The sequence below is a fragment of the Streptomyces sp. NBC_01384 genome (genome assembly GCF_045040035.1).
Classification (GTDB): Bacteria; Actinomycetota; Actinomycetes; order Streptomycetales; family Streptomycetaceae; genus Streptomyces.
In genome coordinates this window covers 1,040,894-1,057,331 of record NZ_CP109560.1, presented here as the reverse complement: position 1 = coordinate 1,057,331, position 16,438 = coordinate 1,040,894, and the positions used below count along the sequence as shown (strand labels likewise).

Annotated in this window: 13 protein-coding genes and 4 pseudogenes; 13 read left to right on the top strand and 4 right to left on the bottom strand. The window is 69.5% G+C overall.

Annotated elements, in window-relative coordinates; genetic code table 11:
• Positions 1-159: 159 nt before the first annotated feature.
• A complete protein-coding gene (locus OG747_RS52435) occupies positions 160-1,275 on the bottom strand; it encodes a tyrosine-type recombinase/integrase (RefSeq protein ID WP_405886470.1) in 1,116 nt (371 codons plus the stop codon).
• 174 nt (positions 1,276-1,449) lie between these two features.
• On the opposite strand from OG747_RS52435, the pseudogene OG747_RS52430 reads away from it, so the two are divergent.
• Positions 1,450-3,195, top strand: a pseudogene (locus OG747_RS52430) (DNA polymerase III subunit alpha); the annotation flags it as partial.
• Between the two features lie 200 nt (positions 3,196-3,395).
• On the opposite strand, the gene OG747_RS52425 reads toward OG747_RS52430, so the two are convergent.
• On the bottom strand, positions 3,396-4,319 hold the full coding sequence (locus OG747_RS52425; protein WP_331744733.1) for an AraC family transcriptional regulator: 924 nt from the start codon (positions 4,317-4,319) through the stop codon (positions 3,396-3,398).
• 155 nt (positions 4,320-4,474) lie between these two features.
• On the opposite strand from OG747_RS52425, the gene OG747_RS52420 reads away from it, so the two are divergent.
• Entirely contained in the window at positions 4,475-5,281 is an 807-nt protein-coding gene (locus OG747_RS52420; protein ID WP_331744730.1) for an SDR family oxidoreductase, read from the top strand.
• A gap of 40 nt (positions 5,282-5,321) precedes the next feature.
• Complete coding sequence (locus OG747_RS52415) at positions 5,322-5,663, top strand: nuclear transport factor 2 family protein (protein ID WP_331744727.1); 342 nt, start codon at positions 5,322-5,324, stop codon at positions 5,661-5,663.
• A 175-nt stretch (positions 5,664-5,838) separates the two neighbouring features.
• Here OG747_RS52415 and OG747_RS52410 read toward each other — a convergent pair.
• Positions 5,839-6,249: pseudogene (locus OG747_RS52410) on the bottom strand (type I glyceraldehyde-3-phosphate dehydrogenase); the annotation flags it as partial.
• Positions 6,231-6,494, bottom strand: a pseudogene (locus tag OG747_RS52405) (AraC family transcriptional regulator); the annotation flags it as partial. The pseudogenes OG747_RS52405 and OG747_RS52410, both read right to left, overlap by 19 nt.
• 275 nt (positions 6,495-6,769) lie before the next feature.
• Here OG747_RS52405 and OG747_RS52400 point away from each other — a divergent pair.
• The 10 genes and pseudogenes from OG747_RS52400 to OG747_RS52355 all read left to right on the top strand — a co-directional run bounded on the left by OG747_RS52400 (position 6,770) and on the right by OG747_RS52355 (position 16,293).
• Entirely contained in the window at positions 6,770-7,819 is a 1,050-nt protein-coding gene (locus tag OG747_RS52400; protein ID WP_331744724.1) for a DNA polymerase thumb domain-containing protein, read from the top strand.
• A gap of 307 nt (positions 7,820-8,126) precedes the next feature.
• Positions 8,127-8,291: pseudogene (locus OG747_RS52395) on the top strand (transposase); the annotation flags it as partial.
• Between the two features lie 116 nt (positions 8,292-8,407).
• Positions 8,408-10,009: an IS1380 family transposase gene (locus OG747_RS52390; protein WP_331765280.1), complete on the top strand. Its 1,602-nt coding sequence runs from the start codon at positions 8,408-8,410 to the stop codon at positions 10,007-10,009.
• Between the two features lie 1,132 nt (positions 10,010-11,141).
• Positions 11,142-12,047, top strand: a complete 906-nt coding sequence (locus tag OG747_RS52385) for an ACP S-malonyltransferase (protein WP_331765279.1) — start codon at positions 11,142-11,144, stop codon at positions 12,045-12,047.
• Positions 12,048-12,067: 20 nt separating this feature from the next.
• Positions 12,068-13,633 (top strand): acyl-CoA carboxylase subunit beta, encoded by a 1,566-nt coding sequence (locus tag OG747_RS52380; RefSeq protein WP_331765278.1) that lies wholly within the window; start codon positions 12,068-12,070, stop codon positions 13,631-13,633.
• A gap of 11 nt (positions 13,634-13,644) precedes the next feature.
• Positions 13,645-13,920 (top strand): acyl-CoA carboxylase epsilon subunit, encoded by a 276-nt coding sequence (locus OG747_RS52375; protein ID WP_331765277.1) that lies wholly within the window; start codon positions 13,645-13,647, stop codon positions 13,918-13,920.
• Between the two features lie 103 nt (positions 13,921-14,023).
• Entirely contained in the window at positions 14,024-14,575 is a 552-nt protein-coding gene (locus OG747_RS52370; protein ID WP_331765276.1) for a nuclear transport factor 2 family protein, read from the top strand.
• A 16-nt stretch (positions 14,576-14,591) separates the two neighbouring features.
• Entirely contained in the window at positions 14,592-15,545 is a 954-nt protein-coding gene (locus OG747_RS52365; protein WP_331765414.1) for an alpha/beta hydrolase, read from the top strand.
• A 104-nt stretch (positions 15,546-15,649) separates the two neighbouring features.
• A complete protein-coding gene (locus OG747_RS52360; RefSeq protein ID WP_331765275.1) occupies positions 15,650-16,141 on the top strand; it encodes a nuclear transport factor 2 family protein in 492 nt (163 codons plus the stop codon).
• Positions 16,141-16,293, top strand: coding sequence for a hypothetical protein (locus OG747_RS52355; RefSeq protein WP_405886468.1), 153 nt, complete (start codon positions 16,141-16,143; stop codon positions 16,291-16,293). Before OG747_RS52360 ends, OG747_RS52355 begins: the two co-directional genes overlap by 1 nt.
• Positions 16,294-16,438 lie beyond the last annotated feature (145 nt).

The window sequence follows — 16,438 nt, the reverse complement described above, 5'->3', positions numbered from 1 at the left end:
GTGCACTGAACTGAGGATGGTCGCGTGGGATGACCAGCAACCTGATCTGTGGATCCCACCTCATGAGCTGCAGAAACTCCGGGTTGACGGCTTCGTGGAGAGGGTCGACGACCTCATCTGTAGTGGATCTGGCGGTCGAGGCGACGGCGCGAAGGGTGCTCATCGGTCGGTGCCCCCGAACTGCAGGCGAGGAGAGGGAACCCGCTCGATGGCGTCCCGAAGCCGGGTGCGGGACGGGTGGAGATAGGGCCTTGGCGAGTGCGGATTCTTCTGGCCGAGCAGAGCCTGGACCTCGTCCAGGCTTCCCCCGGCGTCCGCGACGTTGCTGGCCATTGCGTGGCGACACATCCGTGGCGTGATCATCCGGCCCAGGCCGGCCCTGCGGGACAAGGACTCGCAGAGCTCGCCGATCGCGTCCGTACTCACCGGCTTGCCGTATGGCGGCCGGAAGAGATTGACCAGAAGGAAGTCGCTGTCGCTGGAGGGGAGATGCTCGTGCCGTTCAAGCGCGTACTGATCGAACGCCTGAACCACGAGGAAGTCCACCGGCATCGCCCAGGCCTTCTTCGACTTCGACCAGGCGCCGTTCTCGTTCTGCCGGCGGGCGACGTGGACATGGGCGCCCTCGATGTCACACCCCAGCGGCCTGGAGTCCATCAGCAAATGCGAGTCGCTCCGGCGCAGGCCCGCAACCTGCCCCGGACGCAGGCCGACCCGCGAGAGAAGCAGCAGCGTCAACCGGTCCCGAGAGGAACGACAGGCCAGGAACATCGCCACGACTTCCTCGTCGCTGGCGCGGTCGATGTCCGTCTCCGGCTCGTCGACCCGATGGCGAGCACGCAGTCGCACCCGCATGCCACCGCTCTCGCCCTGGGCCTCCTCGGGCAGATCGCGGGTGTCGCCAACCTCGTAGATCTGCTCCAGCACCGAGCCCGGCACCAGCTTGTTCGTCACGGCGTATAGCAGGAACATCCGCACTGCGGTGAGGACCTTGTTGACCCGGATCTCGGCTCGGACGGGCTTCGATCCCGGCCCTGGCACGACCACCGATGCGTTGCCGCCGCGGCCTGGCGTCCACTTCAGCCAGAGCATGAACAGCCCCATCTCCTGAGCGGCAGTCTTCCAGTCCCGCCCCGTGGCCAGGCACCAGCGCAAATACAGCACGACTCCCTCGGCGTACGCCTTGGTGGTCGTCTCTGCTCGTCCCCTTGCCAACCGGGTCTCCCGTAGGAACTGGTCGGCCTCCCTGATCACCTCGAATTCATCGTCAACCACAGTCCAGTACTGGGTACCCGAAGGCAGCACCACCCGAAATGCCCGTACTTCCACTTCGCCTCCACGGCTTGATGCAACGATCTGCCGCAGCGCCACACCCCCTGAGACCTGTTGCAGAAGGACCCTACGAGAGACCCTCCGCAACGACACACCACCCCTGCTGAACCCCCAGAGAACGTCGAAGACCTCGGCCTGCTCAAGCTCGACGTCCTGGGCGTGCGGATGCAGTCGGCCATGGCACACGCCGTCACCGAGATCCGCCGCACCACCGGCCGCCAGCTCGACCTCGACAACCCCGACCACGTCGACCTCAACGACCGGCTCGCCTTCGAACTCATCCAGGCCTCGGACACCGTGGGCCTGTTCCAGCTCGAGTCCCCCGGCCAGCAGGACCTGGTGGGACGGCTGCAACCGCGGCACATGCAGGACGTCATCGCCGACATCAGCCTCTTCAGACCCGGCCCCGTCTCCGGCGGAATGCCCGCTTTGTTCATCGCGGCCCGTCACGGCGCCGCACCCCGCTACCCGCACCCGGACCTGGAGCCGATCCTCAACGACACCTACGGCGTGGTGATCTGGCACGAGCAGATCATCGCGATCCTCGCGAAGATGACCGGCTGCGACCGCACCGCCGCCGACGTCGCCCGCCGCGCCCTGGCCGACGGCGACCGGCTGCCCAGAGTCGAGGCCTGGTTCCGCCGCACTGCCGGCGAGCGCGGCTACGACAAGACCGTGCTGGACGAGGTGTGGGAGACCGTGGCCTCCTTCGGCGCCTACGGCTTCTGCCGCGCGCACGCGGTCGCCTTCGCCGTCCCGGCCCTGCAGTCCGCATACCTGAAGGCGCACTTCCCGGCGTATCTGTATGCGGGGCTGCTCGAGCATGATCCGGGCATGTGGCTAAGCCGCGTCATCGTCGCCGACGCCCGCCGCCACGGCGTTCCCATCCTGCCCGTCGACGTCAACCGCTCCCGGCCCGGGCACAGCGTCGAACAGACCCCACAAGGGTGGGGCGTCCGGCTCGCCTTCGCCACCATCAAGGGCATCACCGCGGCCGAGACCGCCCGCCTCGCGGCCGGCCAGCCCTACACGAACCTGCAGGACCTGTGGCAGCGCGCACGCCCGTCGCTGCCGCTGGCGCAGCGCCTGATCCGCATCGGTGCCCTCGATGAGCTTGCGGCAGATTTGACCCGCCGGGACCTGCTGCTGCAGGCGACCGAACTGCACCGGCAGTACCGCAACCGCGCCGCCGCCGACGGGCAGCTGCCGCTGGGCGGAGAGCTCGTGACCGCCGGGCCGAGCGGTCTGCCGGAGATGACCAGCCGCGACAAGCTCGGTGCCGAACTCGACACCCTTTCCATCGACGTCACCAGCCACCTGATGGAGTACCACCACCGGCTGCTGCGCGAACTGGACGCCACCGACGCCGCCCACCTGCGCAGCCTGTATCCCGGGCAGAAGGTGCTGGTGGCCGGAGTGCGGGCGTCCACGCAGACCCCGCCGATCCCGTCGGGCAAGCGGGTCATCTTCACCACGCTCGAGGACGGCTGCGGCCTGGTCGACATCGCCTTCTTCGAAGACAGCCACGACGCCTGCGCGCACACCGTGTTCCACTCCGGGCTGCTCCTGGTGCGCGGCACAGTCGAAGCCCGCGGGCCGCGCCGCACCGTCGTCGGCGAGATGGTGTGGGACCTGGAAGAAGTCGCCGCTGCCCGCCGCGACCACGGCCCCCAGGCCGCCCTGGACCTGCTCGGCCGCACCACGCCCGCACCCACCCCAGCCCAACCCGCGGCACCGGCCCGGACGCTCCCCGACGGCACCGCCGGGGCCCGGCTGCACCCGTACGCGGATCTCCAGCCCGCCGGCAGCCGCTCCGCCGATCTCCGTCGTCTCGGGCACCGCAGCCCAGGTTCTCCAGGCTGATATGTGTCTCACGAGACACATCAACACCCTCCGCGGGGGCGTCCTCGAACCGACGGAGAGGTGGCCAGAGTTGGGCTGACACCCGCCTGCCCCCTTCCTCAAGTCGGGTCGAGCACGGGGCTGTCCGTTGCCACACGCAAGCGTTGAACCGTTCACGCAAACGGATCTTGGAGTCGCGGGTGTGGTCCTGGCGAAGGGACTCATCCTGTGGTGCGGAGGTGCTGGCGGCGGTACTCGCCAGGGGCTTTTCCGTACTCGCGCTTGAAGGCGCGGTTGAATGCGGATTCAGAGGTGTAGCCGGTCAGCCGGGCGATGGTGTGCAGGGGCGTGTCATCGAGGCGTAGCAGGGTGCCGGCCGAGGTCATCCGCCACCAGGTGAGGTAGGTGAGTGGTGGTTTGCCGACGAGGGTGGTGAAGCGGCGGGCAAATGCTGCTCGTGACAGCCCTACGCGTGTGCCCAGCTCTTCCACTGTCCAGGGGTGGGTGGGGTCGCGGTGGAGGTGATGCAGTGCGGTGCTGACCGCCGGATCGGACAGGGCTGCTGCCCAGCCGGTGGTGGCGCTCTGGGCCCGCTCCTTGTACCAGGTACGCAGGATGTACAGCAGCATCGTGTCCAGCAGGCTGGAGACGATGGCGTCGGAACCGGGGTTGTGCTCGTCGAGTTCGTCGCCGAGGAGGGCGACGACGGTTGAGAGGGGAGCCTGCCGGCTTACGCGTGCGGGCAGGTGGATGAGGTCCGGGAGCTCTGCCAGGAGCGGGTGCGAGCGGGCGCGGTTGAGCTGGTAGGAACCGCAGATGAGTACGGTGGCAGGCTCCGTGCGCTGAATTTCGCTACGGGGGATCCAGGCGTCGTCCAGGTCCTCAGTGGCGTCGACGAGCGCACTTGAAGGGTGGTCGGCGAGGGCCATCTCCTGCCCGTGAGAGACGAAAACCACGTCGCCCGCCGCGAGAGCCACCGGTGCGGCGTCGCGCGACAGCAGCCAGCACCCGCCCTCAAGCACCACGTGGAACCCGGGGCCACTGGTCGGCGCGAAGCGTAGGCCCCAGGGCGCGGTGAGATGGGTACGTGCCGAGTGCGGTCGGCCGGTCCGGATCGTAGCTACCGCGTCACTGACGACGTCCATGAGTGAAACTCTACATTGGATGGCTCACATGAGACGCACGGTCAAGGGAACGAGACTTTCAGGCATGGATCGTCTTTCCAGATGCCTCTAACGTCGGAATGCGTCAGGTGCCCCGGGTCCGCCGGCCACTGACAGCATCCCGAGACTGAGGAACCATGACCACCATTGCTTCAACCGCTTCCCTTTTTGCTGCAGAGAGCGGCGAGTTCGCTGGAAAGCGTGCCCTGGTGACAGGAGGGACGCGTGGGATCGGCGCAGCGATCGTCGACAGGCTCACCAGTGCCGGTGCCGCGGTTGCCTTCACTGCCCGCTCTGCATCCGCGCAGGAGAGCGAGCTGTTCGTGCAGGCCGACATCGGCACCCGGGAGGGGATCGAAGTGGTCACCCGGCATGTGAACGAGCATCTGGGCGGGGTCGATATTCTCGTCCACAACGTGGGCACCGACGGAGACCAGCATGTTCCGCTGCTGACGCAGGAGGACGCTGTGTGGCAGTTCGTCATGGACGTCAATCTCTTCGCTCCCGCACGGCTCGACCGGGCGCTGGTGCCCGGCATGGTTGAGCGTGGCGCGGGAGCTGTTGTCCATGTCTCCTCGCTCTCCCGCTCGATCCCGGGCGCGAACCGAGTTCCGTACGGATCGGCCAAGGCTGCTCTGTCCCACTACAGCAAGGGGCTGGCCAACGAAGTCGCCCCGAGGGGAGTTCGCGTCAACAGCGTCACTCCCGGTTTCGCCGAGAGTGACTGGGGCCGCTCCTTCGTCGCGACCTTCGCCAACCAGGCGGGAGTCGACTACGAAGAAGGCCGCCGGATGATCATGAACGGGATCGGTGGCATTCCCCTCGGCCGGCCGGCTCGCCCCGAGGAGGTAGCCGAACTGGTGGCCTTCCTGGTCTCGGACCGGGCGTCATCGATCATCGGCGCCGAACACGTCATCGACGGCGGCACCAAACCCACTGTCTGATCTGACGCCCAGCACTATCCAGCAAGGAGTTGCAACTCCCATGAACGCCACCCCCATCGAACTGCCCGACACGGTGAGCCGCTATCTGGAGGCTCACCGCGTCCGGAACACCCCGACCGCCCTCTCGGCGTTCCACGAGAGCGCCACCGTCACCGACGAGGGCGTCACCCACACCGGCACCGCCGCCATCGAGACGTGGCTCAGCACAGCAGCGAGCGAGTTCACATTCACCACCGAACGGCTCGGCGCCGAGCAACTGGACGACACCCACTGGATCGTAACGAACCGGCTGGAGGGCGACTTCCCCGGCGGGCGCGCCGATCTCCGCTACCGCTTCACGCTACGCGCCGGCCTGATCGAGGACCTCACGATCGCCCCCTGACCACGGCCGCTGCCTGAAAAACTCGCTGCCGGCCGACTCCTTGGCCATCACGATCGACTAGCTGTCACGATCGACCGACACGGAATCGAGGGCGGCCCTGGCAGCGCTTCTCATCTGCGTTTTCGCCGGGCAGCATGCAGGCCGAGATCGACGTGCCGGCGAGCCCGGCGTCCGGTCAGCGGGTGGCGAGGAACTCGAGCGTGTCGATCACGCGGTTCGAGAAGCCCCACTCGTTGTCGTACCACGCGACCACCTTGACGTGGCGGCCGTCGACCCGGGTGAGGGCCGAGTCGAAGATCGACGAGGCGGGGTTGCCCGTGATGTCGGACGACACGAGCGGGTCGTCCGAGTACTCGAGGATGCCGGCGAGCGACCCCTGTGCTGCGGCGCGGTACGCCGCCAGCACGTCGTCGCGCGTCAAGTCGCGGGCGCCGGTCGTGTTGAGTTCGACGAGCGAGCCCACCGGCACCGGCACCTGGATCGAGTCGCCCGACAGCTTGCCGTCGAGGTTCGGCAGCACCAGGCCGATCGCCTTGGCGGCGCCGGTCGTGGTCGGCACGATGTTGACGCCGGCGGCGGGTCCTCGCGGTCCGGGAACCGGTAGCCGGGGACGAAGACGATGTCGGCCCAAGCAAGCGCGTCGAGGCCGTCGGCGACGTGGTACGCCAGGCCATCGCCGCCGGTCACGAGACCGAGTGTCGCCCCGCACACCCGCACCTCGTACGGCATGCTCGCGCGGGTCGTGAACACCTGCGCGGGAATGCCGACATCGAGCGGCTTCGCACCCTCGAGCACAAGGACGGCGACGCGATGCAGGCGGGGTGCAGGCACAGGAAGAGGTTACGTGGGGCGTGGCTTCGATACGCCCACGCGGACCGGGCAGACGACACACCGCACCTGCCAAAGGTCGCCTCGTTCGAATTACGTTCGATATATTGTTCGTGGAGCGGACGTACTGCCCCTACGACTGGAGGTGGGCGGCACGTCACGAAACGCGTGCGTCCATTTTCTCCGCATTGAGGAGCCCGGCATCAAAGCTCCGCCCCCGACGCGGCGGCGAGACAGTTTGAGGCGTCTGGTGAACCCGGGAAGCGCGGGGTGACCACATGAGCGGGCGCCATCTCCTCCACCTCCGCTTCGACGTTCCGGCCGAGGAAGCCGAACTCCCCGAGGGGCTACGCCGCTTGCTGGAGGACGTCACGCCCCGCGTGCAGATGATCGTGCCGGATTCGGCTGCCCTCGACATCACTGGAGCGATTCCGTACTGGAAGCGGGACGCCCGCGGCCTGACCGAGCTGGTCCAATTGCGCGCGCTCGCTCACTTCGGCCTGCGCAGCGCGGCGGGCTGCGCCCCCAACCGGATGCTCGCCGCGATGGCCTGCGCCCTCACCCTGCCCGGACAGCGCACCGTCGTCCATGACTCCCCCGAGGCGATCTCCGTCTTCCTGCGCCCGCGTCTGGTCCACGAGTTGCCCGGTGTGGGCGTGCGGACCGCCGCGGCGCTCGGCGAGTACGGTCTGCACACCGTCGGCGACGTCGCCGATGTCCCCCAATTCACGCTGCAGCGTCTGCTCGGTGCCCGGGCCGGCCGCGCCCTCCATGAGCACGCCCAGGGCCGCGACACCCAGGTCGTCGACCCCACGCCGACCCCGGCGAACATCGGCGTCGAGCACCGCTTTGACCGCGACGAGCTCGACCCGGCCGCCCACCGGCGCGCCCTGCTCGCCCTCGCCGACGACCTCGGTGCCCGCCTCCGCAACTCCGGCCAGATCACGAGCGGCCTGACCTGCACCATCCACTATGCCAACCAGAGCTCCACCCGCCGCAGCCGTGTCCTGTCCGAAGCGACTCAGCACACGGTGCTCCTGGCCCGCGCGGCGTACGCGGTCTACGAATCCCTCGGGCTTCAGCGCGCCCGGGTCCGCAGCATCGCGCTGCGCGCCGATGCCCTTCGGCCCGTGGGCCTGGCCACCCGACAGCTCACTCTCGACGCGAGCGACGACAGGCCTCTCGCGATCGAAGCCGTCGCCGATCGTGCCCGCGCCCGCTACGGGCACCAGGTGCTCTACCCCGCGGCCCTCGCCATCGGCTCACGTCCTCCGTCAGCTCGGCACCGGGAGCAAGGCAGTCGTCCAGATGGACCGCGTGCGACATAAGAAGCTGGGCTTCGCGTTCCTCCGCTACATGGAGGTCGTGCTGACCATGCTGCACGCCTTCGGCGGCGTGTGCGCATGCCGGTCGACCGGCATGGCATGCGTCCCGTCATCGATTTCGGAGCAGGCGAGAACTTCCCTCCGCGCTGGGCAAGTTCGCGGTCGCCAAGGAAAACGATGGTGATCCCCATCACTTTTGACCAGCGCATTCAGGCTCCCAACTCGCTGGGCGCCTAGGGCGCGTATCTGGTTTCGATCAATCTGCCGGATCTGGCCCGCGCGGTGGGGTGGATCCGGTAGATCGTCGTGTATGACGCGTGCGCAACTGACTGATGCCGAGTGGGCGTTGATCGAGCCGTACCTGCCGGTCGGCGAGCGCGGTCCGTACCCGGAGCGGCTGCGGCAGCAGTTCGAGGGAGTGATCTGGCGGTTCAGGACGGGTGCGCAGTGGCGGGAGATGCCACGGGAGTTCGGCCTCATGTATTCAGCTACGGTCGTGATCTGACGCCCCGACAGAGGAAGGGTGCCTCTCACCTGTGATGATCTGGATTGACTAGATCAAGAACGTCGCGAGGAAGAGGCACCCAACAGGTGCAGGCTACCGAATGGGATCACCGGCTTGCCGTGCGGGCCGACGGCAAGAACCTGGTTGGGCATGCGGGGGTGGTGCTGCTGCGCCGCATCGCGGACCGCGTCGGGCTGGCCCGGGCCCTGAGTGCCGCGTTGCCCCGGGGCACCGGGCCGGGGTGGCGGGACCGCGGGATGGCGCTGGTCCAGCTCGCCTGCGCGATCGCGCTCGGTGCGACCAACGTGCTGGAGGCCGAGCAGTTCCAGTACCAGTGGCGGTCGTTGTTCCCGCGCCCGGTCTCCGACAGCACCCTGCGCCGCACCCTGCAGGAGATCGACGATCCGGTGGCGGCGCGGATCGAGCGCGTGCGCGCCGCGGTGCGGCGCATGGTGTGGACCCTGCTCGCCCTGCGGCCCGGGGGCTTCCCCTGGATCTCGGTGTGCGGGAGGGAACTCACCGGCTGGTACGTCCTGGATCTCGACGCCACCATCGTGACCTGCACCAGCAAGAAGGAGGGTGCGGCCGGCACCTTCAAGGGCACCTTCGGCCATCACCCCCTGGGGGCGTGGGTGGCCAACACCCGCGAGTGCGCGGCGATGCTGCTGCGACCGGGCAACGCCGCCGCCAACGACGTCGCCGACCACAAGGGGGTACTGGCCGCCGCGCTGCGCGGGCTCCCGCTGCCCATCTGGTCGAAGCTGCTGATCCGGATCGACGGTGCGGCCTTCAGCCACGCCCTCCTCGCGCACCTGCAGGCGCTGACCACCAGCCGACGCCGGGTGCGCTGGGTGACCGGCTGGGCCATCAACGACACCGACGAGAAGGCCATCGCCCGGCTGCCGGAGCACGTGTGGACCCTCGCGCTGCGCCAGGACGGCGACGTCCACGAGATCAAGGGCACCGACGGGGAGTGGATCTCCTACCAGGTCGCCGAGCTGACCGGGGTGCGCGACCTGAACGGCTGGCCCGAGGGGATGCGGCTGATCGTGCGCCGGGTTAAGCCCTCGCGCCGGGACGCCAAGAAGCTGACCGACTTCGAGAAGCGCACCGGATGGCGCTACCAGATCGTGGCCACCAACATCCCAGCCCACCAGGGGCTTTCCGGGACCCCGGGCTCCGGACAGGTCTGGTTCGTCGACGCCCTCTACCGCGATCACGCCGAGGTCGAGGACCGCGTGAAAGCGATCAAGCGGGTCGGGCTCGGGCTGCTGCCTTCGACGTCCTGGCAGCTGAACGCCGCCTGGGTGCAGGCCGCAACCCTCGCCGCCGACCTGGACGCCTGGACGCGGCTCCTCCTCCTGCATGATGAGCCCACACTCGCCGCCGCCGAGCCGGAGACGATCCGCAGGAAGCTCTACCACCTGCCCGCCCGCCTCACCACCCACGCCCGCCGCCGCACTCTGCACCTCGACCGCACCTGGCCCTGGGCCAATGCCCCGCAGTTAAGCGGAATCAGCGCTGGTCAACTGGGGCGATTTTTGGGCATGTTGGGTGTGGGTGTAGTCGCCGGGTCCGCTGCGTTCGATGACGCCTTGGTGGACCCAGCGACAGAGTTCGCTGACCAGACTGCGGTGTCGGGAGGGTGGAAAGTCCAAGGCGTGCAGGATTTCGCGGGCCTTCCATGATCGTCCAGGATGTGCCTGAAGGAGGGCGATCGTGCGTTCTCTCGCCGTGTGTCCGGCGCGTCCTGGGTGGGCTGGATCGGCCCACGCGTGGGTCAGGATGTAGGCGCCGGGAGCGGTCCGTTCCAGTACTCCGGACAGCGCCCACTGGCAGAGCTGACCTGCGATGACGCTGTGCTTGGGGAGGCCGAGGGAATGAGCGATCTCGCGGGCTGTCCAGGAGCGGGCGGGCATGCTCTGCAGGAGCTGGATGACCTGTTCTTTGCGCCGGGAGCGGGAGGCTGTGAGCTGTTCGTCCTGGGCGGGGGTGTAGGTGGGTGCGCTCGGGAAGGCGACGTGGCCGTCGTAGATATCGATGGACAGACGGACGACGTTTGTGCTGGTCATTGCCCTGTCGCCGTCGGCTTTGCCCGCGTAACGGGACGTTGAGCACTTGACCTTGCGGATGCTGAGGCGGGGGCGCCGCGGGGGCATCTGAGCGGTGAGCACGGCACCGCCGATGGTGCCGGGAGCGATGGGATCGATCTCGCAGCCGTCGATGCCGGAGGCGGTGGTCACCTGGTTGCGGGCGCTTTCCAGGGCGACGGTGAAGCTCATGCGGTCGGGGTCTGTACCGGGGCACCCCAGTGCGGCGTCCGTCATCGCCCGGCGCAGGAGCTGATAGACGATGAGACTGGACCACAGCTCCTGCTCAAGTCCGGCCGGATCACACGAACGCAGGACCCGGCCGTCCTGCAGTGTGTGGCGTAGGGCGTAGAAGGCGGACTCGACCTGTCGGGTAGGTGCGGCGCATTGCTGCGCCGCACCCCCCTCAGAACCGGACGGGCGGCGTTAACCGCATCCGGCTCAAGCAGGCCCTGAAGGCCCACGGGCAGCCAGATTTGCCGGACCACGGCTACCGCGCCAGCGGTGGCAGTGGACGTGAATCAGTCGGAAGGCGACACGATCGTCCGGCTGGCCTGCGTCCGGGATGAGGGTGAGCGCGTTGCCGCGCACCGCCGTCCGGGTCGCCCGTAGCCACTGCTCCCATTCCTGGGGGCTTTGCGGCTCCTGGTCGGCATGCAGGAGAAGGCTTCCGCATAGAGGGCACCGCCCGTGCTGCCCCTGAAGCGGCCTCGGCTCGCACCACGTGGGCATGGGGCAGGCCCTGCTCGCGCACCGGCCCGGGCTGGCCGCGACGTACTACCGCGCGGCCGACGAACTGCTCGGCATCCCGCTGGCGCGGCTGTGCCGGGAGGGGCCCGCCCACGATCTCGACGACCCGGCCGTCGCCCAGCCGGCGATCCTCCTCACCAGCCTGGCCGCCCTGGACGTGCTGCGCGCCCACGGAGTGCAGCCCGACGCGGTCGCGGGCCACAGTCTGGGCGAGTACACGGCCCTGGTCGCGGCCGGCTGCCTCGCATGGACCGACGCGCTGTGGCTGGTGAGGCTGCACGGCGAACTCGTGGCCAGCTTCAACGACCGGGTGCCGGGCGCCATGGCCGCGGTGGTCGGCCTGGAGCGGGCCACGGTGGCGCGGCTGTGCGCCGAGTCCGCCGCGGCCACCGGACAGATCGTGGAGATCACCGGGGACAACGACCCCGGGCAGACCATGGTGTCCGGGCAAGCCCGGGCCGTGGCCCGGCTGGTGCGACAGGCCCGTACCGCGGGCGCCGCACGGGTGGTCCCGGTGCCGGCCGGCGGTCCCTTCCATTCCAGCCTGCTGCGCGGCATCGAGGCGGAGTTCACCGACGCATTGCGGGAGACCGAGTTCCGCGCTCCGCGGGTGCCCTTCGTCTCCAGCGTCACCGGAGACCGGGTGACCACGGCGGCCGGGGCCGTCGCCGCGCTGCGCAGCCAGCTCACCACGCCGGTGCGCTGGACCGACGCCGTAAAGCGGCTCACCGCCGCGGGCACCAACCGGTTCGTCGAGGTCGGCCCCGGTCTCGTACTCGGCGGTCTGATCCGTCGCATCGCTCCGGGAGCACGCGTGCACACCACCGGATCGGCCCGCCAACTCGCCCTCACGCTGGGCGCGTTGGCGCCCGCCACCACGTTCTGAAACCAACGGGGAGGATGACCATGTCCGTATCACACGACACGATCCACGCCCGGATCGACGAACTGACCGCCATCAAGGAGACCGCGCGCAGCGGCCCCGACCCGGCCGCCACCGAGCGCCAGCACGCCAAGGGCAAGCTGACCGCGCACGAGCGGATCGGACTGCTCCTGGACAAGGGGTCGTTCAACGAGGTGGAGCCGCTGCGTCGGCACCGCGCGAGCGGCTTCGGCCTGGAGCACAAGAAGCCCTACAGCGACGGCGTGATCACCGGCTGGGGCACCGTCCACGGCCGTACGGTCTTCGTGTACGCGCACGACTTCCGGGTCTTCGGCGGCGCGCTGGGCGAGGCACACGCCCAGAAGATCCACAAGATCATGGACCTGGCCGAATCGGCGGGCGCGCCCCTGGTGTCGCTCAACGACGGCGCGGGCGCCCGCATCCAGGAGGGCGTCACCGCGCTGGCCGGCTACGGCGGCATCTTCCAGCGCAACACGCGCGTCTCGGGCGTCATCCCGCAGATCTCCGTGATGCTCGGGCCCTGTGCGGGCGGCGCCGCCTATTCGCCCGCGCTCACCGACTTCGTGTTCATGGTCCGCGAGACCTCGCAGATGTTCATCACGGGCCCCGACGTCGTCAAGGCCGTCACCGGCGAGGAGATCACCCAGAACGGCCTGGGCGGCGCCGATGTGCACGCGGGCACCTCCGGCGTCGCGCACTTCGCGTACGACGACGAGGAGCACTGCATCGAGGACGTGCGCCATCTGCTTGCGCTGCTGCCCGCCAACAACCGTGAACTGGCGCCGGTCGAGCACTGCGGCGATCCGGCCGACCGCCCGAACGACAGGCTGCTGGACCTGGTGCCGGCCGAGCCCGGCCAGGCGTACGACATCCGCGAGGTGATCGAGGAGATCGTCGACGACGGCCAGTACTTCGAGGTGCATCCGTCCTGGGCGACCAACCTCGTCTGCGCGCTCACCCGGCTCGACGGCCATGTCGTGGGCATCGTCGCCAACCAGCCTGCCGGGATGGCCGGGGTGCTGGACATCGAGGCCTCCGAGAAGGGCGCCCGCTTCGTCCAGTTCTGCGATGCCTTCAACATTCCGCTCGTCACCCTGGTCGATGTGCCGGGCTTCCTGCCGGGTGTCCAGCAGGAGCACAACGGCATCATCCGGCGCGGCGCCAAGCTGCTGTACGCGTACTGCAACGCGACCGTGCCACGGATCTCACTGGTGCTGCGCAAGGCCTACGGCGGCGCGTACATCGTCATGGACTCCCGCTCCATCGGCGCCGACCTGGCACTGGCCTGGCCGACCAACGAGATCGCCGTGATGGGCGCCGAGGGCGCGGCGAACGTCGTCTTCCGGCGCGAGATCAACGCGGCCGAGGACCCGGAGGCCGTCCGTGCCCAGCGCATCGCCGAGTACAAGGCCGAACTGATGCACCCGTACTACGCGGCCGAGCGCGGTCTCGTCGACGACGTCATCGACCCGCGCGAGACCCGGAGCGTGCTGATCCGCTCGCTCGACATGCTGCGCGCCAAACACGCCGACCTGCCGTCGCGCAAGCACGGCAACCCGCCACAGTGAGGACGACGCCCATGACCGTTCCCGTCTCCGTCCCCGTCTTCGCCGAGTCGTCCGGCCCGGCCGACACCATCCGCGTGGTGAAGGGCGCGCCGACCGAGGAGGAACTCGCCGCGCTCGCCGTGGTGTTGCTGGCTCGCTCGGCGGCCCAGGAGCCCGTGCAACCGGGCCTGCCGCACCGCCCGTCGGCCCGCTGGCGCAGGCCCGACCGGGTCCACGGCCACCGGGTTCCGCGCAGCTGGCGGGCCGAGCCGAGGCCCGTCGACGCCGCCGCCGGGGCTCACGGGTGACGCAGCGTCTCATGGCCGGGAGCCTCTGGGCGGCCATCACCGTGGTGGCCCTGCTGGCGGTCGCCGTACCGAATCTCTGAAGCCGAGCGAGGGAGCAAGAAACGTGAGCGTGGACCTGCAGGAAACCGCCGACCAGCAGGAAGCGATGACCCTGCGCGAAGTCGCGGCCGAGGTCGCCGCCCTGCGGCGCACCGTGTGTGAACTGCGCGACCGGGCCGAGATCAACGAGTTGATCGACCGCTATGTGATCCTGCTGGACACCCAGGACGACCACGGCTTCGACTCGACCTGGCCTGCCACCGTCTTCACCGACGACGTACGGCTGCACTTTCCCATCGGCATCCATGAGGGCCTCGAGGGCGTGGCCGAGTTCCATCACGCGGGCAAGGTGAGGTTCGACCGGACGCTCCACCTGAGCGCGAACCACGCCATCACCCTGGACGGCGACCGGGCGCGCGTGCGCATGCACCTGCTCGCCACGCATGTGCACCACCCGTCCCCGGACGCGCCGGACCGGATCGGCACGCTCTTCGACATCGGCGGCCACTACGGCGGCGAGGCCGTCCGCACGGAGCGGGGCTGGCGGTTCAGTGAATGGGGATTCCACCTCACCTGGGCGGCCGGACCGGGTCCGGACGGCAAGCCGGTCATGTGAGCCGGCCGTGACCGAACTGCTCGCCCCGGGCCTACCGGATTCCCGTACACCCGTCGCGGCCGTCCCGCAGGTCCGCGACATCGTCCTCGACGCCGGCGGCATTCCCCTCTCCGGCCTGCTCGCCGAACCGCCCGTGCTGCCGCCGCGGGCCGTCGTGGTCGCGGTCCACGGCAGCGGAATGCGCGCCGGCTACTTCGACAGCCGAGCCCGCGCCGGGCTCTCGCTGCTGACCACGGGAGCCGATCTCGGGTACACCGTGCTGGCCCTGGACCGCCCCGGCTACGGGGAGTCGGCCGACCGGTTGCCCGAAGGGCTGCCGCTGGCCGGGCAGGCCGACGTGCTGCACGCCGCGCTCGCCGAATTCGCCCGCACCCGCTGCGTCGGCGCCGGGCTCTTCGTCGTGGGCCATTCCAATGGCGGCAAGCTGGCGCTGGCCGCGGCGGCCCACGAGCGCGGCGCCGGACTGCTCGGCCTCGACATCTCCGGCCTCGGCACCCGGCTCGCCGTCGCTCCGCACCAGCTGCCGGGCCTCGCCGGGCACGGCGACTGGCGGCGGCACTGGGGTGCCCTGCGGCTCTATCCTCCGGACGCCTTCCGGCTCGGCCGCGCGCTGGTGTCCGCCATACCGACCGGCGAGGCGCGCGAGTACCCGCGGTGGCCGGAGATGTACCCGCGGATCGCCGCCCGGGTCCGGGCGCCGGTCCGGTTCACCTTCGCCGAGCAGGAGCAGTGGTGGAGCTTCGACGACGACGCCGTCGCCGAGCTGTGCCGCCCGCTGGCCGCACCGAACGTGAGGGTCGATCACCAGCCCAACGCGGGCCACAACATCAGCCTCGGATGGGCGGCCCGTACCTACCACCTCAGGGTCCTGAGTTTCCTGGAGGAGTGTCTGCTGGCCCGGGACGCCGCACCGCCGCGGGCCGCGGCCGCGCGGCACCGGGGCACCGCCCCGCCCGAGGGCCGCGACTGAGCGGGCGACACCGGAAAACCGCACGCCGAGTCCCGTACGGCACCCGCCCACCACCAGGACACGACGGCACCCGCCCATCACCCGCACACGACAAGGAGATCCGCATGGCTTCGCCCTCTCTGCTCCCCACGCGCCCCCGGGCCGGGGAACAAGCCGCTTCGGACGAGCGGCTGCTCGCCCTGAGCGACCGGGCCGACATCACCGGGCTGATCGACCGGTTCGCCCTCGGGCTCGACCACGTCGACCCCGAGTGGTGCGACGAGGAGTGGTACCGCTCGCTGTTCACGCAGGACGTCCGTCTCGACCTGCCCAACGGCACCCACCACGGCATCGCCGGGCTCCCCGAGTTCCTGCGCGGCCCCAAGCTGCAGTGGGCACGCACCCAGCACCTGACCACGAACTGTGTCGTCGACGTGCAGGGGGACCGCGCCACCGCGCGCGCCAACGTTCAGGCCGTGCACGTCCCGCACGAAGACTCCGCTCCGCTCTTCGTGGGCGGCGCCCACTACGACGTACGGGCCGAACGCACCGCGGCCGGCTGGCGGATCCCGCAGCTGACCGTGACGGTCCTGTGGACCGCGGAGGGCAGGCGGTGATGACCCGGTCGGCACGCGAACACTCCGCCGTCCTCGAACGCGAGGACGCCACTTGGGCCGAGCCGGCCGAGCCCGCGCCCGAACGCCCGGCGCTGCTCGCCGGAGAGGAGCGCGAATTCCCCGACCGTCACATCTTCCGCGGCATCGACTGAGGACGGAGTTTGCATTCCTCTGACGTCTCTCTGTCGCGCTTTTCATGGCGCGCAGAGGCCTGACAAAACCTCAACGGGATCTGTAGGGATCCCTCTTCTCCTACGTCCGCACATCGAAGAAGAATGTTGACAACGTCCCCGGAAC

Coding starts and splice junctions, on each gene's coding strand:
- OG747_RS52420 (WP_331744730.1), top strand. CDS start 4,475: ATGACCACCATTGCTTCAACCGCTTCCCTTTTTGCTGCAGAGAGCGGC.
- OG747_RS52360 (WP_331765275.1), top strand. CDS start 15,650: ATGGCTTCGCCCTCTCTGCTCCCCACGCGCCCCCGGGCCGGGGAACAA.
- OG747_RS52375 (WP_331765277.1), top strand. CDS start 13,645: ATGACCGTTCCCGTCTCCGTCCCCGTCTTCGCCGAGTCGTCCGGCCCG.
- OG747_RS52415 (WP_331744727.1), top strand. CDS start 5,322: ATGAACGCCACCCCCATCGAACTGCCCGACACGGTGAGCCGCTATCTG.
- OG747_RS52425 (WP_331744733.1), bottom strand. CDS start 4,319: ATGGACGTCGTCAGTGACGCGGTAGCTACGATCCGGACCGGCCGACCG.
- OG747_RS52380 (WP_331765278.1), top strand. CDS start 12,068: ATGTCCGTATCACACGACACGATCCACGCCCGGATCGACGAACTGACC.
- OG747_RS52400 (WP_331744724.1), top strand. CDS start 6,770: ATGAGCGGGCGCCATCTCCTCCACCTCCGCTTCGACGTTCCGGCCGAG.
- OG747_RS52385 (WP_331765279.1), top strand. CDS start 11,142: ATGGGGCAGGCCCTGCTCGCGCACCGGCCCGGGCTGGCCGCGACGTAC.
- OG747_RS52355 (WP_405886468.1), top strand. CDS start 16,141: ATGACCCGGTCGGCACGCGAACACTCCGCCGTCCTCGAACGCGAGGAC.